General features: G+C 52.9%; 26 protein-coding genes and 1 pseudogene. 12 read left to right on the top strand and 15 right to left on the bottom strand.

What is annotated here, in order from left to right; all coding sequences use genetic code 11:
- Position 1: 1 nt before the first annotated feature.
- The 3 genes and pseudogenes from ttcA to SOM82_RS10990 all read right to left on the bottom strand — a co-directional run bounded on the left by ttcA (position 2) and on the right by SOM82_RS10990 (position 1,944).
- Positions 2-937, bottom strand: a complete 936-nt coding sequence (gene ttcA, locus SOM82_RS11000; RefSeq protein ID WP_154125596.1) for a tRNA 2-thiocytidine(32) synthetase TtcA — start codon at positions 935-937, stop codon at positions 2-4.
- A 103-nt stretch (positions 938-1,040) separates the two neighbouring features.
- A pseudogene (locus SOM82_RS10995) lies at positions 1,041-1,184 on the bottom strand (site-specific integrase); the annotation flags it as partial.
- Positions 1,185-1,386: 202 nt separating this feature from the next.
- Complete coding sequence (locus SOM82_RS10990; protein ID WP_501083521.1) at positions 1,387-1,944, bottom strand: DUF3828 domain-containing protein; 558 nt, start codon at positions 1,942-1,944, stop codon at positions 1,387-1,389.
- Between the two features lie 435 nt (positions 1,945-2,379).
- Between SOM82_RS10990 and SOM82_RS10985 the strand changes: the two genes are divergently transcribed.
- Both SOM82_RS10985 and SOM82_RS10980 read left to right on the top strand, forming a co-directional pair.
- Complete coding sequence (locus tag SOM82_RS10985; protein WP_154125594.1) at positions 2,380-2,553, top strand: GnsA/GnsB family addiction module toxin; 174 nt, start codon at positions 2,380-2,382, stop codon at positions 2,551-2,553.
- 175 nt (positions 2,554-2,728) lie between these two features.
- Entirely contained in the window at positions 2,729-3,145 is a 417-nt protein-coding gene (locus SOM82_RS10980) for a GFA family protein (RefSeq protein ID WP_154125593.1), read from the top strand.
- A 19-nt stretch (positions 3,146-3,164) separates the two neighbouring features.
- On the opposite strand, the gene SOM82_RS10975 is transcribed toward SOM82_RS10980, so the two are convergent.
- The 4 genes from SOM82_RS10975 to SOM82_RS10960 all read right to left on the bottom strand — a co-directional run bounded on the left by SOM82_RS10975 (position 3,165) and on the right by SOM82_RS10960 (position 8,340).
- On the bottom strand, positions 3,165-3,362 hold the full coding sequence (locus SOM82_RS10975) for a KTSC domain-containing protein (RefSeq protein WP_320459620.1): 198 nt from the start codon (positions 3,360-3,362) through the stop codon (positions 3,165-3,167).
- A gap of 377 nt (positions 3,363-3,739) precedes the next feature.
- The gene (gene nifJ, locus SOM82_RS10970) at positions 3,740-7,264 is read right to left on the bottom strand and encodes a pyruvate:ferredoxin (flavodoxin) oxidoreductase (protein WP_320459596.1); all 3,525 of its coding nucleotides are present in this window, start codon (positions 7,262-7,264) and stop codon (positions 3,740-3,742) included.
- A 285-nt stretch (positions 7,265-7,549) separates the two neighbouring features.
- Positions 7,550-7,978, bottom strand: a complete 429-nt coding sequence (locus SOM82_RS10965; protein WP_154125591.1) for a DUF3828 domain-containing protein — start codon at positions 7,976-7,978, stop codon at positions 7,550-7,552.
- Positions 7,978-8,340, bottom strand: coding sequence for a CHAP domain-containing protein (locus SOM82_RS10960; protein WP_320459595.1), 363 nt, complete (start codon positions 8,338-8,340; stop codon positions 7,978-7,980). Before SOM82_RS10960 ends, SOM82_RS10965 begins: the two co-directional genes overlap by 1 nt.
- A 340-nt stretch (positions 8,341-8,680) precedes the next feature.
- Between SOM82_RS10960 and SOM82_RS10955 the strand changes: the two genes are divergently transcribed.
- A complete protein-coding gene (locus tag SOM82_RS10955; RefSeq protein ID WP_154125589.1) occupies positions 8,681-8,947 on the top strand; it encodes a putative hemolysin in 267 nt (88 codons plus the stop codon).
- Here the strand turns inward: SOM82_RS10955 and hslJ are convergent, their stop codons facing one another.
- From hslJ to SOM82_RS10935, 4 genes are all read right to left on the bottom strand, one after another.
- Positions 8,948-9,361: a heat shock protein HslJ gene (gene hslJ, locus SOM82_RS10950; RefSeq protein WP_320459594.1), complete on the bottom strand. Its 414-nt coding sequence runs from the start codon at positions 9,359-9,361 to the stop codon at positions 8,948-8,950. It lies immediately after the preceding gene.
- Positions 9,362-9,513: 152 nt separating this feature from the next.
- Entirely contained in the window at positions 9,514-9,642 is a 129-nt protein-coding gene (locus SOM82_RS10945; protein ID WP_320459593.1) for a DUF2474 domain-containing protein, read from the bottom strand.
- Positions 9,642-10,652, bottom strand: coding sequence for a cytochrome d ubiquinol oxidase subunit II (gene cydB, locus SOM82_RS10940; protein WP_320459592.1), 1,011 nt, complete (start codon positions 10,650-10,652; stop codon positions 9,642-9,644). Before cydB ends, SOM82_RS10945 begins: the two co-directional genes overlap by 1 nt.
- Complete coding sequence (locus SOM82_RS10935) at positions 10,652-12,058, bottom strand: cytochrome ubiquinol oxidase subunit I (RefSeq protein ID WP_320459591.1); 1,407 nt, start codon at positions 12,056-12,058, stop codon at positions 10,652-10,654. The genes cydB and SOM82_RS10935 overlap by 1 nt, the downstream gene beginning before the upstream one ends.
- Before the next feature lie 424 nt (positions 12,059-12,482).
- On the opposite strand from SOM82_RS10935, the gene ymcF reads away from it, so the two are divergent.
- The 7 genes from ymcF to patD all read left to right on the top strand — a co-directional run bounded on the left by ymcF (position 12,483) and on the right by patD (position 19,822).
- A complete protein-coding gene (gene ymcF / locus SOM82_RS10930) occupies positions 12,483-12,674 on the top strand; it encodes a cold shock small protein YmcF (protein ID WP_154125584.1) in 192 nt (63 codons plus the stop codon).
- A 78-nt stretch (positions 12,675-12,752) separates the two neighbouring features.
- Positions 12,753-14,162 carry an aminotransferase-like domain-containing protein gene (locus SOM82_RS10925; RefSeq protein ID WP_320459590.1) on the top strand — a complete coding sequence of 470 codons (1,410 nt, stop codon included), beginning with the start codon at positions 12,753-12,755 and terminating at the stop codon, positions 14,160-14,162.
- Positions 14,163-14,455: 293 nt separating this feature from the next.
- Entirely contained in the window at positions 14,456-15,601 is a 1,146-nt protein-coding gene (gene ydcS / locus SOM82_RS10920) for a putative ABC transporter substrate-binding protein YdcS (RefSeq protein ID WP_154125582.1), read from the top strand.
- A 16-nt stretch (positions 15,602-15,617) separates the two neighbouring features.
- Positions 15,618-16,631 carry an ABC transporter ATP-binding protein gene (locus SOM82_RS10915; RefSeq protein WP_320459589.1) on the top strand — a complete coding sequence of 338 codons (1,014 nt, stop codon included), beginning with the start codon at positions 15,618-15,620 and terminating at the stop codon, positions 16,629-16,631.
- Between the two features lies 1 nt (position 16,632).
- Positions 16,633-17,577 (top strand): ABC transporter permease, encoded by a 945-nt coding sequence (locus SOM82_RS10910; RefSeq protein ID WP_320459588.1) that lies wholly within the window; start codon positions 16,633-16,635, stop codon positions 17,575-17,577.
- Positions 17,567-18,373 carry an ABC transporter permease gene (locus SOM82_RS10905; protein ID WP_154125579.1) on the top strand — a complete coding sequence of 269 codons (807 nt, stop codon included), beginning with the start codon at positions 17,567-17,569 and terminating at the stop codon, positions 18,371-18,373. Before SOM82_RS10910 ends, SOM82_RS10905 begins: the two co-directional genes overlap by 11 nt.
- A 24-nt stretch (positions 18,374-18,397) precedes the next feature.
- Positions 18,398-19,822: an aminobutyraldehyde dehydrogenase gene (gene patD / locus SOM82_RS10900; protein WP_320459587.1), complete on the top strand. Its 1,425-nt coding sequence runs from the start codon at positions 18,398-18,400 to the stop codon at positions 19,820-19,822.
- Positions 19,823-19,901: 79 nt separating this feature from the next.
- Here patD and SOM82_RS10895 read toward each other — a convergent pair whose 3' ends face one another.
- Positions 19,902-20,057 (bottom strand): hypothetical protein, encoded by a 156-nt coding sequence (locus tag SOM82_RS10895; protein ID WP_320459586.1) that lies wholly within the window; start codon positions 20,055-20,057, stop codon positions 19,902-19,904.
- 310 nt (positions 20,058-20,367) lie between these two features.
- On the opposite strand from SOM82_RS10895, the gene SOM82_RS10890 reads away from it, so the two are divergent.
- A complete protein-coding gene (locus tag SOM82_RS10890) occupies positions 20,368-20,529 on the top strand; it encodes a hypothetical protein (protein ID WP_320459585.1) in 162 nt (53 codons plus the stop codon).
- A 96-nt stretch (positions 20,530-20,625) separates the two neighbouring features.
- On the opposite strand, the gene SOM82_RS10885 is transcribed toward SOM82_RS10890, so the two are convergent.
- Genes SOM82_RS10885 through SOM82_RS10875 form a run of 3 tightly spaced genes read right to left on the bottom strand, consistent with a single transcriptional unit; the run spans position 20,626 to position 21,520 of the window.
- The gene (locus SOM82_RS10885) at positions 20,626-20,808 is read right to left on the bottom strand and encodes a DUF1869 domain-containing protein (RefSeq protein WP_154125921.1); all 183 of its coding nucleotides are present in this window, start codon (positions 20,806-20,808) and stop codon (positions 20,626-20,628) included.
- Between the two features lie 4 nt (positions 20,809-20,812).
- A complete protein-coding gene (locus tag SOM82_RS10880) occupies positions 20,813-21,166 on the bottom strand; it encodes a TehB family protein (RefSeq protein ID WP_320459584.1) in 354 nt (117 codons plus the stop codon).
- Positions 21,167-21,193: 27 nt separating this feature from the next.
- Complete coding sequence (locus SOM82_RS10875; RefSeq protein ID WP_320459583.1) at positions 21,194-21,520, bottom strand: TehB family protein; 327 nt, start codon at positions 21,518-21,520, stop codon at positions 21,194-21,196.
- Positions 21,521-21,852: 332 nt separating this feature from the next.
- Here SOM82_RS10875 and SOM82_RS10870 point away from each other — a divergent pair, with 332 nt between their 5' ends.
- Positions 21,853-22,026 (top strand): GhoT/OrtT family toxin, encoded by a 174-nt coding sequence (locus SOM82_RS10870; RefSeq protein WP_095284283.1) that lies wholly within the window; start codon positions 21,853-21,855, stop codon positions 22,024-22,026.
- Positions 22,027-22,044: the final 18 nt, after the last annotated feature.

The raw sequence follows: 22,044 nt of genomic DNA, 5'->3' as shown, positions 1-22,044 counted from the left end.
TTTACTTCACTTCAATGACGTTCAGTCGCATCTCATCGAGCTGTGAATCGTCTTCTTCCGGCTGCCAGCCAACAGGCTGCATCGGGATATCTTCACGGTCGAAGGCCAGATCGCCACCATCCACCACGTCTGAACCGTGCTTGATACCTTTGAAATCAAACAATTCAATGTCGCTCAGGTGCGAAGGAACCACGTTTTGCATCGCGCTGAACATGGTCTCAATACGGCCTGGATAACGTTTATCCCAGTCGCGCAGCATATCTGCAATCACCTGGCGCTGCAGGTTTGGCTGTGAGCCGCACAGGTTGCACGGAATAATTGGGTATTCACGCGCCTGCGCAAAACGTTCGATATCTTTCTCACGGCAATAAGCCAGTGGACGAATCACAATATGCTTACCATCATCGCTCATGAGCTTCGGTGGCATCCCTTTCATCTTGCCGCCGTAGAACATATTCAGGAACAGGGTTTGCAGAATGTCGTCGCGGTGATGGCCGAGCGCGATTTTGGTCGCTCCCAGCTCCGTGGCGGTGCGATAGAGAATACCGCGGCGCAGACGTGAGCAGAGCGAGCAGGTGGTTTTCCCTTCCGGGATTTTCTCTTTAACGATGCCGTAGGTGTTTTCTTCGACAATCTTATATTCGACGCCCTGTTGCTCCAGGTATTCTGGCAGGATGTGTTCCGGGAATCCCGGCTGTTTCTGGTCGAGATTGACCGCAATCAGTGAAAAATTCACCGGCGCGCTTTGCTGAAGATTGCGCAGGATCTCCAGCATTGTGTAGCTGTCTTTGCCCCCGGACAGGCAAACCATAATGCGGTCGCCTTCTTCAATCATATTGAAGTCTGCAATGGCTTCACCCACATTACGGCGCAGACGCTTTTGCAGTTTGTTCAGGTTGTATTGTTCTTTTTTGTTAATGTCTTGATTTTGTTGCATTATTCTCAATCTCTAAAACCAAAAGGGCATAGAAGGGGCAACGTTTTCAGCGTGCCAGCTTATTATTTAGCATAAGCATCCGATCGCTGTTCAGCTAATCAATCTACATCCTGTAGATGTCATATCCCATCTGGCTCGCCATAAACGACAGGTTTGCACCGGCTGACAGAAACCAGCAGGCAAAAGTATGCCGCGTATGGTACGGATTCCGGCGGCGAATACCAGCACGTTTTACGGCTGGGTTCCATTCAACCACCGCTGCACGATGCTGTGATATTGACGGGTATGCAACGACGTACTGCATGTGCTTGAGAGTTTCCGTTTCAGAGAATCACTGAAATCACTTTTGGAAGCATGATGAGCAGGGCACAGAATCGTTAAACGGTCGCGTAGCCTCTGGATGGAGAATTCGAAAGAAACCCGCTTTCACGGGTGTAATATTTTGTGGCTCAATTGAGGTTACGAGCAGCAACAGACTGCACTTTCCACGCGCCGTCTTCTTTCACCATACAGTCAATGACGACGTGTTTTTTGTTCATCCCAAAGGCGACGTACACCTGCATACAAGCGGCGTCAAAATCTGTTCCCACAACGGTGACGCGATTCCAGTCATTCTGATACCCCTGGGCCTTTATGAACATATCAGCATCGGGAGCGTCATTTTCATTCGGATCTAGCTTTCCGAGCGCTTTTAATTTACCGATCGTGTCGCTGGTCACGTAGGAATTCAGCGAAGCGTAATCAGACAGGGGCTCTTTCCCGTTCATAATCTGCGAAATGTACCATTGGTTAAAATTGAGCGCGGCAGTGGCCTCAGGAGTTAAAACCGCTGTGTCAGCCAGGGCAATGGATGGCAGGAACAGGGCTGCAATAATGAATTTTTTCATTTCAGTCATGGCGATAAATGGCATAGGCCGGCTTAACTTCCCTGTATTCTGGTCCCGGATACATTGTCCGTTGAACAAAATCTGAATACCATGCGCCACCCCCGCCGTAGATGCAGGCATGTCCCCATGCATGATGTGCCGTGGACTGGATAACGGCTTTATTAGCATTCCACATAACATCAATTTCCTTATAATTGAACGGAGGCTAAGAAGGTTGTACGCTTTTTTTCGACAAGTAAATGTAATATATAATGTGTCAGTATTAACCAATATCAACACTGTTTATGTAATTTAATTAATCATTTAAATATGTAATGCCGTTTTCCAATACAGTGTTATGGTGAGTCATAATCGGTATCACGAATTCGCAAGATACGGTCCGTTTGAGTTAAGGCCTGCGTTTGCTTGACGTCAGCCAATCGTCCATCAAAGAACCTTCACACTTGCCTGAAATCTGGAGAGTAGTCTATAGTTTATAAGGGATTAGGCTGAATGGGTTTTCCATTTCCGACCTTACTGACGTTTTCAGGTGTTTGATAAAGTGAAGAGGTAAAAATGAGTTTAGAGGAACAAAAACTCAAGGCCGAAGCAGAGATTTCCGCCCTAATCGCAAAAAAAATTGCGGAATTAAGAAAAAAAACGGGCAAAGAAGTTTCTGAGATCGAATTTATTCCCCGCGAAACCATGACCGGGCTGGAAGGCTATGTGGTTAATATTAAATTGATTTAACGCTCTTATTCAGAAACAGGTCGCTAAGGCGGCCTTTTTTATTGTTCTCTCTATGGCGTCGCTCAAGCGTAGGCCAATGGGTTTTTGGCTTGACGTGAAGATCGGCAGCGGGGATAAATTAAACGTGACAGTCAGCAATTCCCGTTAGCGTAAATAATCACGAACAGGAGGGCTTATGCCTCAAAAACACTCAGCGCAATGCCACTGCGGGGCGGTTGCGTTCACCGTTGAACTGACAGATGAATTTAACACCGCCCGCCGTTGCAGTTGCTCATACTGCCGCATGCGTGGGGCAGTCGTGGTGTCTGCACCCGTCTCAGGAATCGACGTGATAAAAGGCAAAGATAAACTCACGGAGTACCGCTTTAATACTCACGAGGCCCGACACTTTTTTTGTTCCATCTGCGGTATTTACACGTTCCACCAGCGCCGTTCCAACCCGGAACAATATGGCGTAAACGTTGCCTGTTTCGAAGGGGTAACCCCGTTTGATTTTGCCGAAGTTAAGGTTATGGATGGCGTCAATCATCCAAATGATGGTAAAAGCGGAGTGTTCGGCTACTTGTCATTCCGTAAGGCCGAAGAATCGTAACGAGTCTACACCAGCCTCGTCAGGGCACCTGGATTTCCTTAAATTTTCCTTTGACCACGCCATCATAAAAGCGGCCCTTTGAAACCACCTGCAAAAAATCGTTGTAGATACGGGCGGGCACGCGCTGATATTGCAGCGTTTTGCGATCGAGAAAACGAATTTCCAGGGTCGCGCTGTGCTCGTCATAGGCGATGGAGGTTACAGGATGATGGACCATGCTGATTTCTCCCTTACAGCTTAAAACAGGAAATTTATCATCTATCAGGACCGCCGGATCGTGCAAGTCGAAATTATTATCATCCACTGGGCGCGTATCACGGCGGTTCTGCGGACGTTTGCCTCATTCTGATACAGGTCGTCGCTGATACACGACAGGCGAATAGCGATCCTGGAAAATACACATATATTTCATGAATATATTTGAGCAATAGATACAAACTTAAAATTATTCATCAACGGCAGAGAACGGTAGACTTAGCCGCGTTATATGCCTTTAAGATTCTTTTTCCAGGAAGATGACGAGTGAGGTTGGTTAAAACAGCATTCAGAATTGACAGGGATGTGCCCGGAGTGAATACTCCGGGCTTTTTTTTATCACTCGCTGGACGATTTCTCCGCTTTTCCGGCCATCTGCGCCAGGAAGTCGTAGCGTTTTTGCAGATCGGCGGCTGCGTCTTTCCACAACTGCTCGGCCACTTCAGGCTGTTGAGCATTCAGGCGACGGAAACGTTGTTCCTGGAGCAGCGTTTCGGCAAGTGCATCTGACGGTGGGCGCGAATCCAGCGTCAGCGGCAGTTTACCTTCATCAGCACGACGAGGATCGAAGCGATACAGCGGCCAGAAGCCGGTAGCGGTGAGCTGACGCATCTGATCGTGGCTTAGCGCCAGATCGTAGCCGTGCTCTTCGCATGGGCTGTAGGCGATGATCAGGGAAGGGCCGGGATAGGCTTCTGCTTCCTGAATGGCCTTGACCGTCTGGTTAAGCTGCGCGCCCAGCGAAATCTGCGCGACGTAAACATGTCCGTACATCATCATGCTCACGCCTAAATCTTTCCGCGCTTTACGCTTGCCATGTTCGCCAAATTTGGTCACCGCCCCCAGAGGGGTTGCTTTTGACGCCTGGCCGCCGGTATTGGAATAACACTGGGTATCGAGAACCAGAATGTTCACGTTTTCGGTCAGACTCAGAACATGATCCAGTCCGCCAAAGCCGATATCGTACGCCCAGCCATCACCGCCAATCAGCCAGACAGATTTTTCGACCAGCGCATCGGCGTCCGTTAACAGCTGTTCAGCCCCTTCAACGCCATGCAGATGCTGTCGCAATTCGGCTACCTGTTCACGGCGCACTTCCGGTGTCGCATCGCTATGCAGCGCTTCGTTCAGGGCTGTCGGGAACTTGTCAGCAAACTGTCCAAGCAGACGCATCACACGGGCGCGATGTTGATCGACGGTCAAACGGAAGCCCAGTCCGAACTCGGCGTTATCTTCAAACAGGGAGTTCGCCCACGCCGGACCGCGACCATTCTCGTCGGTGGTATACGGTGTGGAAGGCAGATTGCCGCCGTAAATCGAGGAACATCCGGTGGCATTGGCGATGAGCATGCGATCGCCATACAGCTGGGTAAGCAGTTTGATGTACGGGGTTTCGCCGCAGCCGGAGCATGCGCCCGAGTATTCGAACAGCGGTGTAATCAGCTGCGAGGTGCGGATATCAATACGTTCCAGCTTGCTGCGGTCGATTTCAGGCAAATCGAGGAAGAAATCGTAATTCACTTTCTCCTCTTCCACATGCTCCAGGCGAGACATCATATTGATGGCTTTAATCTCCGGGTTCTGACGATCTTTTGCCGGGCAGACTTCGACGCACAGGTTGCATCCGGTGCAATCTTCCGGAGCCACCTGAAGTACATACTTCTGACCGCGCATATCGCGGGATTTCACATCCAGCGAATGCAGGCTGGAAGGGGCGTTTTCCATATCCTGCGGAGAAACCACTTTGGCGCGGATCGCAGAGTGCGGGCAGGCGGCGACGCAATGGTTACACTGCGTGCACAGATCTTCTTTCCAGATTGGAATCTCTTCCGCGATGTTGCGTTTTTCCCAGCGCGTCGTCCCTACCGGCCAGGTGCCGTCTGGCGGCAGTGCGGAGACGGGGAGCGCATCGCCAAGGCCCGCCAGCATTGCAGCGGTAACGGTTTTGACAAAATCTGGGGCGGCGTCAGACACCACCGGCGGACGGTTCGGGCTGGCGGCATCAACAGGCTGAAGCGGGATCGCAGAGATAGACTCGCGCGCCAGGGCCAGCGCCTGCCAGTTACGTTCGACCAGTTCCTGGCCTTTGCTGCTGTAGCTTTTGGCAATCGCGCCCTGCAGCTCTGCCAGCGCGCTATCGCCCGGCAGGATTTGAGTCAAATGGAAGAACGCCATTTGCATGACGGTGTTAATGCGCGCGGCCAGACCACACTCACGGGCAATTTTGGCCGCATTGACGGTGTACAGCCGGGCTTGCTTCTGATTCAACACCGCCTGCACTTCCTGCGGCAGACGCGACCAAACTTCGTCGGCGCTGTATGGCGTGTTGAGCAGGAAAATCCCGCCTGGCTTCAGGCGCTCCACCATCTGATATTTATCAATGAATTGCAGCTGGTGGCAGCCGACAAAATCGGCCTGCGAGACCAGATAAGCCGAGCGGATAGGGGTTTCGCTGACGCGAAGATGCGAAACCGTCAGGCCGCCTGCTTTTTTAGAGTCATATACGAAATAACCCTGCGCATACCACGGCGTCGAGTTGCCGATGATTTTGATGTTGTTCTTGGTGGCCGAGACGCTACCGTCGCTCCCCAGACCATAAAACAGGGCTTCCAGCTTCGCGTTTGAAGGCAGAGCCTCCTCCGGCAGCGCCAGTGAAAGGTTAGTCACGTCGTCATAAATGCCGACAGTGAAGCGCGGTTTAGGTTTGGCGCGGCTCAGTTCACTGAATACTGCCAGAACACAGTCAGGACCAAACTCTTTCGATGAAAGGCCATAGCGCCCGCCAATCACCCGCGGCAGCGTTTCGCGCTCGCCGCAGTTGAAGGCTTCGGCAAGCGCCGTCATCACATCCAGATACAGTGGTTCTGCATGCGCGCCCGGCTCTTTGGTACGATCGAGAACCGCCACGGAGCGAACGCTATCCGGAAGGACGGAGAGCAGATGTTTTGCAGAGAAAGGACGATACAGGCGTACCTTTAATACGCCAACTTTTTCACCTCGGGAAAGCAGTTCATCAACCACTTCTTCGCAGGTACCGATGGCGGAACCCATCAGGACAATCACGCGTTCAGCCTGCGGGTGGCCGTAGTATTCAAACGGCTTATATTCGCGTCCGGTCGCGGTAGAGAATGCCGCCATCGCCTGCTCAACATGGTCGTAGACCGCGTTATACCAGGGGTTCGTCGCCTCGCGGGACTGGAAATAGGTGTCGGGATTCGCTGACGTACCGCGAATGACCGGGTGCTCCGGATTCAGTGCGCGTGCGCGATGGGCATCAATTTCCGCTTGCGGCATCAGATCCAGGATAGTGCTATCGGCCAGCGGAACGATTTTATTGATTTCGTGTGAAGTCCGGAAACCATCAAAGAAATGAATAAAGGGCACGCGGCTTTTGAGGGTCGCGATATGGGAGATTAGCGCAAAGTCCTGAGCCTCCTGCACATTACTGGCACACAGCATCGCACAGCCCGTCTGGCGGACGGCCATGACGTCAGAATGGTCGCCAAAAATCGACAATGCATGCGTCGCGACGGTTCGGGCCGCAACGTGCAACACAAAAGGCGTTAACTGTCCCGCGAGCTTATACAGCGTAGGGATCATCAGCAGCAATCCCTGGGAAGAGGTGAACGATGTGGAGCGCGCCCCGGTTTGCAGCGCGCCATGAACGGCACCTATCGCACCGGCTTCAGACTGCATCTCCACGACCCGGGGAACATCGCCCCAGACGTTTTTTAATCCGTTGCCCGCCCAGGCATCAGCCTGTTCTGCCATCGTGGAACTCGGCGTAATTGGGTAGATGGCGATAACTTCGCTGGTGCGAAACGCGACGGACGCGGCCGCGCCATTACCGTCAATAGTGATCATGTGACACCCTTACATTGCGCAAAAAGAGGGACCTGTGAAACGGCGACAAGTCCTGATAGTTATCCTCTTAGTATAGGACGCGCGGGCTATTCCATTGAAGTTATAAGGCTTTCGAGTGCACAAATTGATCCAGGTGGGCTGGAGACGTTCGGTTTCAGTTAATGATATCCACCTGATTTTGATTCATTTACTCCATCAATCAATTTCCGGGAGACGGGGGGCTTAGAAAGGTGTCAGGCGAGTTGGGGGGAAAGAAACCCGCTTGCGCGGGTTGTCCGTTGAACATCAGTTGAAGTCGCGAGCCGCCACTGATTGCACTTTCCAGATGCCATCTTCTTTTACCATGCAGTCAATAACGGTGTGTTTTTTATCTTTCCCAAACGCGATATAGACGTTTACGCAAACGGGATCGGTATCGACAGAGACGGAGGCAACATGATCTGGCCAGTCATCACCAATATCCTGCGCTTTGAGAAAGAGATCGGCATCGTAAAACGGTTCATCGTCATAGTCCGCCTCCTGTGTTCGACGGAGCTTTTGCATTGTCGATGCGGTGACGTACTGATCAATTTCGCGGCTGTCAGTAATGGGAAATTTATTTTCACTGATTTGACTGACATACCACTTATTGAACTTAACTGCCTGTAATGCCGGATCGTCCGTATTAGCCAGTGCTGATGAGGCTATCAGTAAAAGTAGAATAATTTTTTTCATCAGTAATGCCTGTAATATTTAACGGCTGGTTGTACTTCCCTGTACCGCGGGCCTGGATACAGGCTGCGCTGAATGAAATCTGAATACCAGGTGCCTGCGCCATCATAAATACAGGCATGGCCATGCTGATTTTTACCTGGCAAGGCATCAATAACAGCAACATCACCCTCAATAAGAGTACCGTAAACCTGGCTGAATCCGGCCATCTCAAGTGAGCGGCCGAAATACATGGCGTCGGCACCGGTAATTTTAACTCCTCCGGCGCGTATAGCTGCGGCTACCGCGCGTGCACAATAACCTGAACTGTGTACATGGGCGTTCTGGCGTGCAAATGTAACGGCTTCATGCGGATTCCATGACATGTTAATTTCCTTATTTTTTGAAAGCCAAACAAGGAACAGTTCTACGCCTGTCAGCGGCGAGGGGTTGTAAAAGAGAGTGAGGCGATATTAACCATCATCGACATCGTTTATATAAAATAAATCAACCAGTTATGTGGATTATCAATATGATGATTCAGTCCTGAATAATGGATCCATTGAGAAAAGGTTGTATTCCCGTAATGTCCGCGCAGATCCGCCTTCAGGCAAAAAAGAGTGCTGATTTGTTTATCTGGTGCATAAATATACAGCTGCGCTCTCGACGGCACGGCGCGTGATGCCTATTATGCTTAGGTTTTGCCATTTACAGGGGGAAGAGAGAATGCGTTCAGCGTTTTGGATTGGGTGTGCGGCGTTGTTGTTGTCTGCATGCAGTAGTGAGCCTGAACAGCAGGCGACGGCAGCACACGTTATGCCGGGAATGAAGGCGGCAATGTCCAGTTCTGGGCAGGCCAGTTGTGCGATGGTGGGTGGGTCTTTATCCGTTGCCCGTCAGCTTGATGGCTCAGCTGTTGGTATGTGCGCCTTACCCAATGGCAAACGCTGTAGCGAACAGTCGCTTGCCGTGGGCAGTTGCGGAGCTTACTGATTACTCCGCACGCTTGAACATTAACGTCTGTTCAGCCGTCGCGAGCGTCAACTGATTTTCAGTCAGATCAACCTGTGCGCCTTTGCGCAGCATCTCGCCGATCGTCGCGTCCAGCTGATTCAGCTGCGGGTCGGCACAAAGCTTACGTGTCATCGCCATCTCTTTGACCTTCAGCTCGCCTTCCGATAATTTCGCCTGCCCGCTAAAGCGATTACACATCACGCCCGAGACGGTCAACTTCTCACCAAAGCTCATTTCTGGCGGGACTGCACCGGGCTTGACCGCGGTACCATTCACGCTTTCCAGCACGAAGCGATGTCCTTCAAGTTGCTCGGCCTGAACCGATGCCTTACCGGGATTAACACAACCTGTAAGACACAGGGAGAACATACCTAACGCAACGAGCTTTTTCATTTTTCTTCTCAAACTATCAATAAATTATAAATACGGTGAATCTATCTGGTTATTTTAACGATATCCTGTGGGTTGTCATGCGTGTTTATCTGAAAGTGCGCAGAGTCGCGGTGGGATTCGGGTGGACGGACGCCACCCGAGGATGAAAAAATTTAATGCGCTTTAAACCCTGCGGCAGTCATCAGGAGGCGAAAGAACATCCCGACCGCGGCGAGCGCCAGCACGCTGCCACCCCAGATTAAGACCAGCCACATCAGGCGTTTCCAGACAGGTTGTTGCATCAGTGATACCCCTCGCCGTGTTGTACTTTTCCGCGGAAAACGTAATAACTCCAGAAGGTATAAACCAGAATTATCGGGATAATCAGCAGGGCGCCCACCAGCATAAAGCCCTGGCTTTGCGCCGGTGCTGCGGCCTGCCATAGCGTAATAGACGGCGGAATAATATGTGGCCAGATGCTGATCCCCAGCCCACTGAAGCCCAGAAAGATCAGTCCCAGCGTCAGGACAAAGGGGGCGTTGTGGCTGCCCGCGTTGTTAAGTCGCTTCCACGCCCAGGCGCTCAGGATCACCACCAGCAGCGGGACCGGCAGCAGGAAGTAAAGATTAGGCAGAGTAAACCAGCGTTCGGCAATCGGCGGATGCGCCAGCGGTGTCCAGAGGCTGATCGCGGCGATAATCACCAGCAACGCCAGCAACAGCTGTTTTGAAACCTGACGCATTCTGGCCTGCAGGGGATCCTCGCTTTTCATCACCAGCCAGGTAGCGCCCAGCAGGGCATAAGCCACCGTTAACCCCACGCCGCAGAAGAGGTTGAAGAGCGTCAACCAGTCAAACGGTCCGCCGCTGTAGGCACGCCCGGTGACAGAAAATCCATTAATCACAGCGCCAACCACCACGCCCTGGCTGAAGGTGGCCAGAACTGAGCCGCCGATGAAGGCTTTATCCCAGAACGGACGGTGGGCGGGGGTGGCTTTAAATCGAAACTCAAAGGCCACGCCCCGGAAAATCAGGCCGATCAGCATCAGGGTAAGCGGTATGGTTAAAGCGTCAATAATGACCGCATAAGCGAGGGGAAAGGCACCGAAAAGCGCCGCGCCGCCAAGCACCAGCCAGGTTTCATTACCGTCCCACACCGGAGCGACGCTGTTGACCATCACGTCGCGGTCGTCTGCGTTTTGGGTGGTCGGGAACAGGATCCCAATCCCTAAATCAAAGCCATCCATCACGATATACATCAGGGTGGCGAAAACGATAATCACAAACCAGATAATGGAAAGATCGATGCCCATTATGGTTTCTCCTTAGTGACAAATTCACTGCTGACAGCAGAAAGCGGGCGAGCAGGGCGGCCATCATGTTCAGTGGCAAAGGATTCGTGTTCCTGTGGCCCCTTTTTGATAAGACGCACCATATAGCTGTAACCAACGCCAAACACCGAGGTGTAGACCACAATAAACGCCAGCAAACTGACGCTCATATGCAGATCCCCGTGGGCAGAAACCGCCTCCGAGGTTCGCTGCAGTCCATAGACCACCCACGGCTGCCGTCCGACTTCGGTGGTCACCCAACCGGCAAGAATGGCAATCAAGCCGGAGGGGCCCATCAGCAGGGCAAACCACAGGAAAGGACGCGAGGTATAGACCCGCTGTTTGTAGCGCAGCCACAGGGCAACCACGCCTAACAGCAGCATCAGCATGCCCAGTCCAGCCATGATGCGGAATGACCAGAAGACGATAGTGGAGTTAGGACGATCCTCTTTCGCAAACTCCTTAAGCGCCGGAACCTGCTTGTCCAGACTGTGCGTCAGAATCAGGCTACCCATTGCCGGGATCTCCAGGCCAAACCGCGTGCGCTCTTGTTCCATATCCGGCCAGCCAAACAGCAGTAGCGGTGTAGGCTCTCCGGGTGGGTTTTCCCAGTGTCCCTCTATCGCGGCGATTTTGGCGGGCTGGTGTTTTAAGGTATTCAGGCCGTGCATATCACCGACCATCGCCTGAATTGGCGCAACAATCAGCGTCATCCACAGCGCCATCGAAAACATGTGACGGATAGCGGGGGTATTGTTACCGCGCAGAAGATGCCAGGCCGCTGATGCGCCAACGAACAGGGCGCTGCTCAGGAATGCCGCAATGGACATATGGAACAGGCGGTAGGGGAAAGAGGGGTTAAACACCACGGCAAACCAGTCCACCGGCACGACGACGCCGTTAACGATCTCATAGCCCTGAGGCGTCTGCATCCAGCTGTTAGAGGCCAGGATCCAGAAGGTAGAGATAATCGTTCCCAGCGCTACCATGCAGGTGGAAAAGAAGTGCAGCCCCGGCCCCACTTTATTCCAGCCAAAGAGCATGACGCCAAGGAATCCGGCTTCGAGGAAGAAGGCGGTGAGGACTTCGTAGGTGAGCAGGGGGCCGGTAATACTGCCGGCAAATTGCGAAAATCCGCTCCAGTTAGTGCCGAACTGGTAAGCCATAACCAGCCCTGAGACCACGCCCATGCCAAAGTTAACGGCGAAGATTTTCGACCAAAAATGGTACAGCGAGCGCCAGACCGGATTTTTACTCTTCAGCCATAGCCCTTCCAGCACCGCCAGATAACTGGCGAGACCAATGGTAATCGCCGGAAAAATGATGTGAAAGGATACGGTAAACGCAAATTGTATCCTCGCAAGATGAAACGCATCTAAACCAAACATGCACAGCCTCAATGTCAATCGGTGTGCTGTTATGGTACAGGCGGCAAAATTTAACTATCAGAAGCAGTAAAGTGAAATTTATGTATAACAGTTTTCTGAAGATTGGAGCTTTCTGAATCTGATATAGGCCACAGATGCGCGAACCGACTGAAAACACGCTTAAAAGTTCACATTATAAAAAAGAATCTTTTATGACTTTTGTTTATTAAAGGGGTTGCGTTGTTGCGTCAGACGTGCGTTAATGATTCATCGGTTTGAATCCAAAAAATATCTGACGTCGTTACTTAAAGCATTTCTCATCACGTTGTGCCTCTCCGCAGCCTCTCTTGGGTCTTTTCTTTACACCTCTGATTAGTTTTGTCTCAGACCTCTATAGCCTGAAAGGCCCATTAGCAATTTATGTTGTCACATTAGGAGACACCCCATGATTTCTTATATCCATTTTCGTTGCCCGTGCTGTCATGGCTCGCAATACCGCACTTCTGTTTTTGATGTGTCCGAAAAAAATCCACACGGTGCGAAATGCATTTTCTGCAAATCGTCCATGATGACTTTTGATCATCTCGCTGCGTCCCATTCTGCGGAACAGGCTCAGTTCGATCATCGTCCGGCATAACGGTACAACCATAACAGTTCATTAAAACTGCCATTTTTCTCCTGCTGATATACTATGGTGTGAAGCAAGGAGAGAACGATGAAAAAATACCAGCGCCTGGCGCAGCAAATCATTTCGCAAATTGAACTTGGCGTGTGGTTGCCGGGAGATAAGCTACCGTCGTTGCGTGAGCAAGTCGCCAGCAGCGGCATGAGTTTTATGACCGTCGGTCATGCCTATCAAACGCTGGAAAGCCAGGGGCGAATCGTTGCTCGCCCACAGTCAGGCTATTATGTTGCACCCCGTCCGGTTAAGCAGCAGCCTGCGCCTCCCGCGCAGGTGATGAGTGATGAAGTCGTCGATATCAATACCTACATTTTCGACGTGCTTCAGGCCAGTCGCGATCCCTCCGTTCTGCCCTTTGCTTCCGCATTTCCCGATCCGCGTCTTTTCCCTTTGCAGCAGCTCAACCGATCGCTGGCGAATGTCAGTAAAACCGCAACGGCGATGAGCGTGATTGAAAACCTGCCGCCGGGAAATGACGATCTTCGTCATGCCATCGCCCGTCGTTATGCGCAGCAGGGCATGAATATTTCGCCGGAAGAGATTGTCATTACCGCCGGTGCGCTTGAAGCACTCAATCTCAGCCTGCAGGCCATTACCGAACCCGGCGACTGGGTGATTGTCGAAAATCCCTGTTTTTATGGCGCACTGCAGGCGCTGGAAAGGCTCAAGCTCAAAGCACTCTCAATCGCCACGGATGTGCGCGAAGGGATTGACTTTAACGCCCTGGAACAGGCTTTAAATGACTACCCGGTCAAAGCCTGCTGGCTGATGACTAACAGCCAAAATCCTTTAGGTTTTACCCTCAGCGCCGAGAAAAAAGCCCGGCTTGTCGCATTGCTGACCCGGCACAACGTCACCTTGATCGAAGATGACGTCTACAGCGAGCTCTATTATGGGCGCGAAAAACCGCTGCCCGCAAAAGCCTGGGACCGCCAGGATATGACATTGCACTGCTCATCCTTCTCGAAATGTCTGGTCGCCGGATTTCGCATCGGCTGGGTTGCCGCAGGAAAACATGCGAGGCGCATTCAACAGTTACAGCTGATGAGCACGCTTTCTACCAGCTCACCGATGCAGCTGGCGCTGGTGGACTATCTCGCCACCAAACGTTACGACGCCCATCTTCGCCGCCTGCGCCGCACGCTGGCAGAGCGTAAACAACTGGCGTGGCAATCGTTAATGCGCCATCTGCCCGCTGAAGTCAAAATCCACCACAACGACAGCGGCTACTTTTTGTGGCTGGAACTGCCTGCGCCGCTCGATGCGGGTCAGTTGAGCGAACAAGCGCTGGCGCACCATATCAGTATTGCGCCCGGGAAAATGTTCTCAACTTCCGATGCCTGGACGCCGTTCTTTCGTTTTAATACCTCATGGGCGTGGGGAGAACGTGAAGAACAGGCCGTTATACAGTTGGCTAAATTAATTAGAGCAATGTTGAAATAGGCCAGATGCCTTATTTTTCGCGTAGCAACTTTCCCCGTTTAAATAAACAATTCTTATCCTGTGGCCGGCGCCGGGTTTATTCGCTGGCGTCGGTCATAGGAAATCCGCATACCGCTCGCCGCCGCTAACTCCTTGTCTATAATCCAGTTAACAGGGAATGCGCCCTCGGTCACAACCTGATGAAATTTCCCCGGGCCGCAGGGTGCGGCGCATTTACGCGGTCTACGTTTAGTAAGGGAGATATTTTTACGGCATGGCTGCCGCCAAATTTCATTGCGACAGGAGTAAACCCGATGAGCAAAAAATTTGCCCGCAGCAGCCTGTGCGCGCTCGGCATGACTATCATGACAGCGCAAGCCGCAGAGCCGCCGAAAGAGATCGGCAAAGGCGAGGGACGACTGGATATTATCGCCTGGCCGGGATACATCGAGCGCGGCCAGACGGATAAAAACTATGACTGGGTCACGCAGTTCGAAAAAGAGACCGGTTGCGCGGTCAATGTCAAAACAGCCGCAACATCCGATGAGATGGTCAGTCTGATGGCCAAAGGGGGCTACGATCTGGTCACCGCCTCGGGAGACGCTTCGCTGCGTCTGATTATGGGCAAACGCGTACAGCCCATTAATCCGGATCTGATTCCCAACTGGAAAACCGTCGATTCACGCATCGTCAAAGGCGAATGGTTTAACGTAGACGGAAAAGTCTACGGCACCCCTTACCAGTGGGGGCCAAATCTGCTGATGTACAACACGAAAACCTTCCCGACACCACCGGACAGCTGGGCGGTCGTCTTCAAAGAGCAGAATCTGCCGGATGGCAAATCCAATAAGGGGCGCGTGCAGGCCTACGATGGACCAATTTACATTGCCGACGCAGCACTGTTTGTCAAAGCCACTCAGCCGCAGCTGGGAATTACCGATCCGTACCAGCTCACCGAAGAACAATACTCGGCCGTACTGAAAGTGCTGCGCGCCCAGCATGCGCTTATTCACCGTTACTGGCACGACACCACCGTTCAGATGAGCGACTTCAAGAATGAAGGCGTGGTGGCGTCCAGCGCATGGCCGTACCAGGCCAATGCCCTGAAAGGCGAAAACCAGCCGGTCGCCACCGTCTTCCCGAAAGAGGGGGTGACCGGCTGGGCTGACACCACCATGCTGCACGCCCAGGCCAAACACCCGATGTGCGCCTACAAATGGATGAACTGGTCGCTTACGCCAAAAGTTCAGGGCGATCTGGCGGCGTGGTTTGGATCGCTGCCGGTGGTAGCGGAGGGCTGTAAAGCCAGCACGCTGCTGGGTGAAAAAGGCTGTGAAACCAACGGCTATAACAACTTCGAAAAAATCATGTTCTGGAAAACCCCGATTGCAGAAGGCGGAAAATTCGTGCCTTACAGCCGCTGGACGCAGGATTACATCGCCATCATGGGCGGCCGTTAATGGCCGGGAGCAGAACATGACGTACGCAGTAGAATTTAATGACGTCTCCCGTTTGTACGGTGATGTGCGGGCCGTGGATGGCGTCACCATCGGTATTCGCGACGGTGAGTTTTTCTCCATGCTGGGGCCTTCGGGCTCTGGCAAAACCACCTGTCTGCGTTTGATTGCCGGATTTGAGCAACTCAGCGGCGGAGCGATAAAAATCTTTGGTCGGGAGGCCAGCGAGCTGCCTCCGTGGGAGCGCGATGTGAACACCGTGTTCCAGGATTACGCCCTGTTCCCGCATATGTCGATCATCGACAACGTGGCTTACGGGCTGATGGTAAAAGGGATCGGCAAAAAGCAGCGCCAGATCCAGGCGCAGGACGCGCTGGAAAAGGTGGGGCTGGGGTTTGCGCAAAAGCGGAAACCCTCCCAGCTCTCTGGCGGGCAGCGCCAGCGTGTGGCCATTGCCCGCGCGCTGGTGAACGAGCCGCGCGTGCTGTTGCTTGATGAACCGCTGGGTGCGCTGGATCTGAAGCTGCGCGAACAGATGCAGTTCGAGCTGAAAAAGCTTCAGCAGGAACTGGGCATTACCTTTATTTTTGTCACCCACGATCAGGGCGAAGCGCTGTCGATGTCTGACCGCGTGGCCGTCTTCAACAACGGGCGAATTGAGCAGGTCGATACGCCGCGTGAACTGTATATGCGCCCGCGCACGCCGTTTGTCGCCAGCTTTGTCGGGACGTCGAACGTCTTTGATGCGGCGGTGACGCGCCAGGTGTGCGGAATGGAAGGGATGTTTTCGCTACGCCCGGAACATATTCGCCTGAACGAGGGCGGCGAAGTCCAGGTGCAGGGGATCGTACAGGCGGTGCAGTATCAGGGGGCGGCAACCCGTTTTGAACTGCGGCTGAATGATGGCGCAAAACTGCTGGTCAGCCAGGCCAATCTTAGCGGCGCGAATCTACCGGCTGACGTCGTACCCGGTCAGCAAGTGCTGGCTTCGTGGTCCCGCGATGCGATGGTGCCGCTGTATGAGGAGAGGTGAGATGGATGTGAGCGTTTCTCCTGCACCGTCCTCCCGTGGCCCGGTCAGCCGGATCACGACGCTGCTCTGGCGCAAACCGTCGCTCGGCCTGTTTTTACTGCTGCTCGGCCCGCTGATGTGGTTCGGTATCGTCTACCTCGGATCGCTTCTCACCTTACTCTGGCAGGGGTTTTACACCTTCGACGATTTCACCATGTCGGTGACGCCGGATCTCACTTTTGCCAACATTCTGGCTCTTTTCAATCCGGCTAATTACGACATCATCCTGCGCACCCTGTTGATGGCGATTGCGGTAACGATTGCCAGCGCCATTCTGGCCTTTCCGATGGCGTGGTATATGGCGCGCTACACCAGCGGAAAATGGAAAGCCTTTTTCTATATCGCCGTCATGTTACCGATGTGGGCCAGCTATATCGTTAAGGTCTATGCATGGACATTACTGCTGGCAAAAGATGGTGTCGCACAGTGGTTTCTCGGCTATATGGGGCTGGAACCACTGCTGATGTCGGTGCTGACGCTTCCGGCGATTGGGGGCAGTACGCTCTCCACCTCCGGGCTTGGGCGTTTTCTGGTTTTTGTCTACATCTGGCTGCCCTTCATGATCCTGCCGGTACAGGCGGCGCTTGAGCGTTTACCTGCCTCGTTATTACAGGCTTCTGCCGATCTGGGAGCTCGCCCGCGCCAGACGTTCCGCTTTGTGGTCCTGCCGTTAGCCATTCCCGGTATCGCCGCCGGCTCTATTTTTACCTTTTCGCTGACGCTGGGTGATTTTATCGTGCCGCAGCTGGTGGGGCCGCCGGGGTATTTCATCGGTAACATGGTCTACTCCCAGCAGGGGGCGATTGGCAATATGCCTATGGCGGCGGCGTTCACCTTAGTACCGATTGTCCTGATCTCACTCTATCTGGCGTTCGTGAAACGTCTGGGAGCATTCGATGCACTCTGAGCGCGCACCGTTGTTCCTGAAAGTGGCTGCCTGGGGAGGCGTGATCTTTCTCCATTTCCCGCTGCTGATCATCGCTATCTATGCGTTTAATACCGAAGATGCCGCGTTCAGCTTTCCGCCAAAAGGGCTGACCCTCAAGTGGTTTAGCGTCGCAGCATCGCGTGGCGATATCATCGAATCAGTGACGTTGTCACTTCAAATTGCGGCGCTGTCGACAGCCATCGCGCTGGTGCTGGGAACGCTGGCAGCGGCGGCCCTCTGGCGCAGTGAATTTTTCGGCAAAAACGCAGTGTCATTACTTCTGCTGCTGCCCATCGCCCTGCCGGGGATTATCACCGGACTGGCGCTGTTGACGGCGTTTAAAACCATCAATCTGGAGCCGGGATTTTTCACCATTGTGACCGGACATGCCACCTTCTGCGTAGTGGTGGTCTTTAATAATGTCATTGCCCGATTCAGGCGTACTTCGTGGAGTCTGGTGGAGGCATCAATGGATTTAGGCGCAGACGGCTGGCAAACCTTCCGCTATGTGGTGCTGCCAAATCTCAGCTCCGCGCTGTTGGCGGGCGGAATGCTGGCCTTTGCGCTGTCGTTCGATGAGATCATCGTCACGACATTTACGGCGGGGCACGAACGCACGCTCCCGCTGTGGTTGCTCAACCAACTCGGCCGTCCGCGCGACGTTCCGGTCACTAACGTGGTCGCGCTGCTGGTGATGCTGGTGACAACGATTCCGATTCTGGGAGCCTGGTGGCTAACCCGCGACGGCGAAAACGTGGTCGAAAGCGGGAAATAACGTTGATTTCAACAGGACAATGCTATGCAAAATCTACTGCTGATTAATGGTGAACTGGTCGCTGGCGAAGGTGAAAAACAGCCGGTCTACAACCCGGCGACGGGCGAAGTGCTGCTGGAGATCGCCGAGGCGTCGGTCGCCCAGGTGGAGGCGGCCGTGACGGCGGCCGATCGTGCTTTTAAGACATGGGGGCAGGCGACGCCTAAATCGCGCTCAGAGTGTCTGCTCAAACTGGCCGATACCATCGAAGAACATGCCGACACCTTCGCCCGCCTTGAGTCACAAAACTGCGGTAAACCGCTGCACTGCGTGATCAACGATGAAATTCCGGCCGTCGTGGATGTCTTCCGCTTCTTTGCCGGCGCGGCGCGTTGTCTGAACGGGCTGGCTGCCGGAGAGTATCTGGAGGGGCATACCTCCATGATCCGCCGCGATCCGGTTGGGGTGGTGGCCTCTATTGCGCCGTGGAACTATCCGCTGATGATGGCGGCATGGAAGCTGGCGCCAGCGCTGGCGGCCGGTAACTGCGTGGTGATTAAACCTTCAGAAATCACGCCGCTCACGGCGTTAAAACTGGCCGAACTGGCCAAAGATATCTTCCCGGCGGGCGTTCTGAACGTGCTTTTTGGCCGGGGCAAGACGGTAGGCGATCCGCTGACCGGACACGAAAAAGTGCGCATGGTTTCCCTGACTGGCTCGATTGCCACGGGTGAACACATCATCGGCCACACGGCAGCGTCGATAAAGCGCACCCATATGGAACTGGGCGGCAAAGCGCCGGTGATTGTGTTTGATGATGCGGATCTCGACGCTGTGGTGGAGGGAGTTCGAACGTTCGGCTTCTATAATGCCGGTCAGGACTGTACCGCCGCCTGTCGAATTTATGCTCAGAAAGGGATTTATCCTGCGCTGGTCGAAAAACTCGGCGCAGCGGTTGCCACCTTAAAATCCGGTGCGCCGGACGATGAATCAACCGAACTTGGCCCACTCAGTTCTGCTGCCCATCTGGCGCGCGTAGTGAAGGCCGTAGATGAGGCCAAAGCGCTCGGTCACGTTCAGGTTGTCACCGGCGGCAATAAACAGGATGGCGGTGGGTATTACTTCCAGCCCACGCTGCTGGCGGGGGCGAAACAGGAAGATGCCATCGTTCAGCGAGAAGTATTCGGGCCGGTGGTCAGCATGACGGAGTTCGACGACGAGGAGCAGGTGCTGGCGTGGGCCAACGATTCGCAGTACGGGCTGGCGTCATCAGTGTGGACAAAAGATGTCGGCCGCGCCCATCGAATGAGCGCCCAACTACAATACGGCTGCACGTGGGTGAATACCCATTTTATGCTGGTCAGCGAAATGCCCCACGGCGGAATGAAATTATCCGGATACGGAAAAGATATGTCGGTGTACGGCCTGGAAGATTACACCGTGGTGAGACATGTAATGATAAAACACTGAGCAGCGGGCCAAAGCTCAGAACAGCCTCGCCTATGGGCGGGGCTTGTTGTTTTCGCAATCCAGTCTTTGTCCCTCAGTTTTAAAGAGACAATCCAATCACGGTATTGACCACCGTCGAAGCCATAAACACGCCCCCAACGATGAAAAAGGTGCGGTTCTTGCGGGTAAAGCCCAGCGTGAGCATAACAACCGCAACAGCAAAGAAGGGGATGGCGATAATGCTGAAGGTATTCATAGTGCTTCCTGCTCGTTTAGCGCGGCGTACTTAACCCATGGCATGCACTTTCATGACAGCATTATCTGAACAACGGTTCAGCTAAATGAGATCCCGACGAGACAAACCATTCCTGGAACATTCAGCCGTTATATCAGGGATTTCACGAGGGGAATACCTACCCGGACAGGGGGGTAAATCACCATGTCTTATCCCTGTTGTAAAAATGGTCTTGATAAATATCAAATATTTCGTCAAAATATTGTCTGTTATATCAAATAATTTGAGTAATGCACGGAAGGTTGAGTGCGCAGGAAGCAATGGAGCAATAATGAAGTCTATATATGGAGTGGTATTTAGCCTGATGCTAACAGGATGTACTGCGAGCGACTGGATCGATGCCGCAGGTGGCATGATGCAGGCCGCCGATCAACATGAAAAAGACACAAGAAATAACCGCATAAAGGCCGCCAATAAAGCAGCAGGATATTAATCTACGGAATATTTCTCTCTTCCATCAGAATAATGACGCATACGCATCTTCCTCGCAGGGACACCCGGCAGGCCTGCTGACCGCCGGGTATATCGACTACCAACCGCAGACGTTGTGCTCATTTTCCGTATCATATGCACGCACGGTATTGACCAGATCTTTCACCACATCGGCCGCGACGTCGGGAATTAACAGCTCCATCGGGGCCTCCGTTTCGTAATCCACCGACACACCATTGCTGTTGTTCGTCACGGTGACGGTGTACGTTGCTTTGCCCATCATGTTACCCCTTGTGCATATTCACCACTTTCCCCAGGCCTGCACCTTCAAGCTGAGTCTGCGGATCGGCGTAAAAATCAATATTGAAATAGGTATCTTCGGTCAGAAGCTCAATGCGGTGCCATTTTTGTGGGGGAGAGATGCCAAAAGAGCCCGCTTCGATCACCCGTTCGAGATCGGGTTCGGTGGCGTCTGCATCCGGGAAGCCAAAGTATTTCACCGCGCCTTGCATCACCGACAGGCGGCCATATACGCCTGCTTTCGTGTTGTGATGCGTGAAGAGGGCTTTTGGTGCGGAATCTTTATTCCAGAATGGCGTCGCGCGGGTATGAACAAAGTTTTCAGGAATACGTAACATGGTGGGTTCCTTATAAGCGTTAAGAGCTTAAAGAGATCGTAAAACGTCGGGTTCAACAAAGAAGTCGACGTTGAAGAGGGTATCGTCGGCGATCAACTCAATGCGGTGCCATTTTTCGGGAGGGAAAACGCTGAAATGCCCGGCCTGTATAATCAGTTCGCTGTCAGGGGTTAGAGCAAATTCGTCGGCATAGCCCAGATAACGAACGTCACCACGACTCACGGAAAGACGAGGATACACGCCAGGTCTTGTCCCTTGATCCAGATGGCGCAGGAAAATGCCTGCCGGAGCGGTGTCTTTGTTCCAGAACGGAGTGGAACGGGTATGAATGCAACTCTGTGGAATGCGTAGCATCTCTTCTCCCCTTTAAGTCATGCCTTATTACACCACTTTCTGACAGGAATATTTTGCATAAAGTGCATTTTAAATGCAACTTTAAAAAGAGAGCAAAATGAGCGAGTGAGCGCTGGATGATAAAATCTTGCGGAACGGCGATGTGCGGGCGCGGGTCAGAATTTCTGCTTTCAGGATCAGGCAGGCATCAAAGCATCCGGAGGATGTAATGAAAAGTACTCAGTTGTTATTATCCATAATATATGAGTGGTTAATATGTAACATTAAAACTTGATCTGTATCAACATATGGCGCATATTGCGCGCGGTTATTTTATCGATCGGGTGCACAGAATGACGCTTTACCAAAAAATGTTGGTCTTTTACGCCGTGATGGCAGCGATCTGCGCGCTCATTACGTGGTTCCTGTCCAAAGACCGTAAACGCATCCGCTTTTTAAGCGCATTTCTGGTGGGGTCAACCTGGCCGATGAGCTTCCCCGTTGCGTTACTGATCTCGCTTTTCTGAATCACGCTTCAGGTTTTT

This window comes from Lelliottia sp. CFBP8978 (assembly GCF_034046055.2).
Lineage (GTDB): Bacteria > Pseudomonadota > Gammaproteobacteria > Enterobacterales > Enterobacteriaceae > Enterobacter.
Note: the sequence above shows the minus strand (reverse complement) of the source record. Positions and strands in the feature narration are given on the sequence as shown.

Excerpts from the sequence above, each read along its gene's own strand:
- SOM82_RS10870 (WP_095284283.1), top strand. The coding sequence starts at position 21,853 with ATGACGCTTTACCAAAAAATGTTGGTCTTTTACGCCGTGATGGCAGCG.
- SOM82_RS10905 (WP_154125579.1), top strand. The coding sequence starts at position 17,567 with ATGCACTCTGAGCGCGCACCGTTGTTCCTGAAAGTGGCTGCCTGGGGA.
- SOM82_RS10975 (WP_320459620.1), bottom strand. The coding sequence starts at position 3,362 with ATGGTCCATCATCCTGTAACCTCCATCGCCTATGACGAGCACAGCGCG.
- cydB (WP_320459592.1), bottom strand. The coding sequence starts at position 10,652 with ATGGGCATCGATCTTTCCATTATCTGGTTTGTGATTATCGTTTTCGCC.
- SOM82_RS10925 (WP_320459590.1), top strand. The coding sequence starts at position 12,753 with ATGAAAAAATACCAGCGCCTGGCGCAGCAAATCATTTCGCAAATTGAA.
- ydcS (WP_154125582.1), top strand. The coding sequence starts at position 14,456 with ATGAGCAAAAAATTTGCCCGCAGCAGCCTGTGCGCGCTCGGCATGACT.
- nifJ (WP_320459596.1), bottom strand. The coding sequence starts at position 7,264 with ATGATCACTATTGACGGTAATGGCGCGGCCGCGTCCGTCGCGTTTCGC.
- SOM82_RS10935 (WP_320459591.1), bottom strand. The coding sequence starts at position 12,058 with ATGTTTGGTTTAGATGCGTTTCATCTTGCGAGGATACAATTTGCGTTT.
- hslJ (WP_320459594.1), bottom strand. The coding sequence starts at position 9,361 with ATGAAAAAGCTCGTTGCGTTAGGTATGTTCTCCCTGTGTCTTACAGGT.
- ttcA (WP_154125596.1), bottom strand. The coding sequence starts at position 937 with ATGCAACAAAATCAAGACATTAACAAAAAAGAACAATACAACCTGAAC.
- SOM82_RS10915 (WP_320459589.1), top strand. The coding sequence starts at position 15,618 with ATGACGTACGCAGTAGAATTTAATGACGTCTCCCGTTTGTACGGTGAT.
- SOM82_RS10885 (WP_154125921.1), bottom strand. The coding sequence starts at position 20,808 with ATGGGCAAAGCAACGTACACCGTCACCGTGACGAACAACAGCAATGGT.
- SOM82_RS10955 (WP_154125589.1), top strand. The coding sequence starts at position 8,681 with ATGCGTTCAGCGTTTTGGATTGGGTGTGCGGCGTTGTTGTTGTCTGCA.
- SOM82_RS10945 (WP_320459593.1), bottom strand. The coding sequence starts at position 9,642 with ATGCAACAACCTGTCTGGAAACGCCTGATGTGGCTGGTCTTAATCTGG.
- SOM82_RS10895 (WP_320459586.1), bottom strand. The coding sequence starts at position 20,057 with ATGAATACCTTCAGCATTATCGCCATCCCCTTCTTTGCTGTTGCGGTT.
- SOM82_RS10875 (WP_320459583.1), bottom strand. The coding sequence starts at position 21,520 with ATGCTACGCATTCCACAGAGTTGCATTCATACCCGTTCCACTCCGTTC.
- patD (WP_320459587.1), top strand. The coding sequence starts at position 18,398 with ATGCAAAATCTACTGCTGATTAATGGTGAACTGGTCGCTGGCGAAGGT.
- SOM82_RS10910 (WP_320459588.1), top strand. The coding sequence starts at position 16,633 with ATGGATGTGAGCGTTTCTCCTGCACCGTCCTCCCGTGGCCCGGTCAGC.
- SOM82_RS10965 (WP_154125591.1), bottom strand. The coding sequence starts at position 7,978 with ATGAAAAAAATTATTCTACTTTTACTGATAGCCTCATCAGCACTGGCT.
- SOM82_RS10880 (WP_320459584.1), bottom strand. The coding sequence starts at position 21,166 with ATGTTACGTATTCCTGAAAACTTTGTTCATACCCGCGCGACGCCATTC.
- SOM82_RS10960 (WP_320459595.1), bottom strand. The coding sequence starts at position 8,340 with ATGTCATGGAATCCGCATGAAGCCGTTACATTTGCACGCCAGAACGCC.
- SOM82_RS10980 (WP_154125593.1), top strand. The coding sequence starts at position 2,729 with ATGCCTCAAAAACACTCAGCGCAATGCCACTGCGGGGCGGTTGCGTTC.
- SOM82_RS10890 (WP_320459585.1), top strand. The coding sequence starts at position 20,368 with ATGAAGTCTATATATGGAGTGGTATTTAGCCTGATGCTAACAGGATGT.
- SOM82_RS10990 (WP_501083521.1), bottom strand. The coding sequence starts at position 1,944 with ATGCCTGCATCTACGGCGGGGGTGGCGCATGGTATTCAGATTTTGTTC.
- ymcF (WP_154125584.1), top strand. The coding sequence starts at position 12,483 with ATGATTTCTTATATCCATTTTCGTTGCCCGTGCTGTCATGGCTCGCAA.
- SOM82_RS10985 (WP_154125594.1), top strand. The coding sequence starts at position 2,380 with ATGAGTTTAGAGGAACAAAAACTCAAGGCCGAAGCAGAGATTTCCGCC.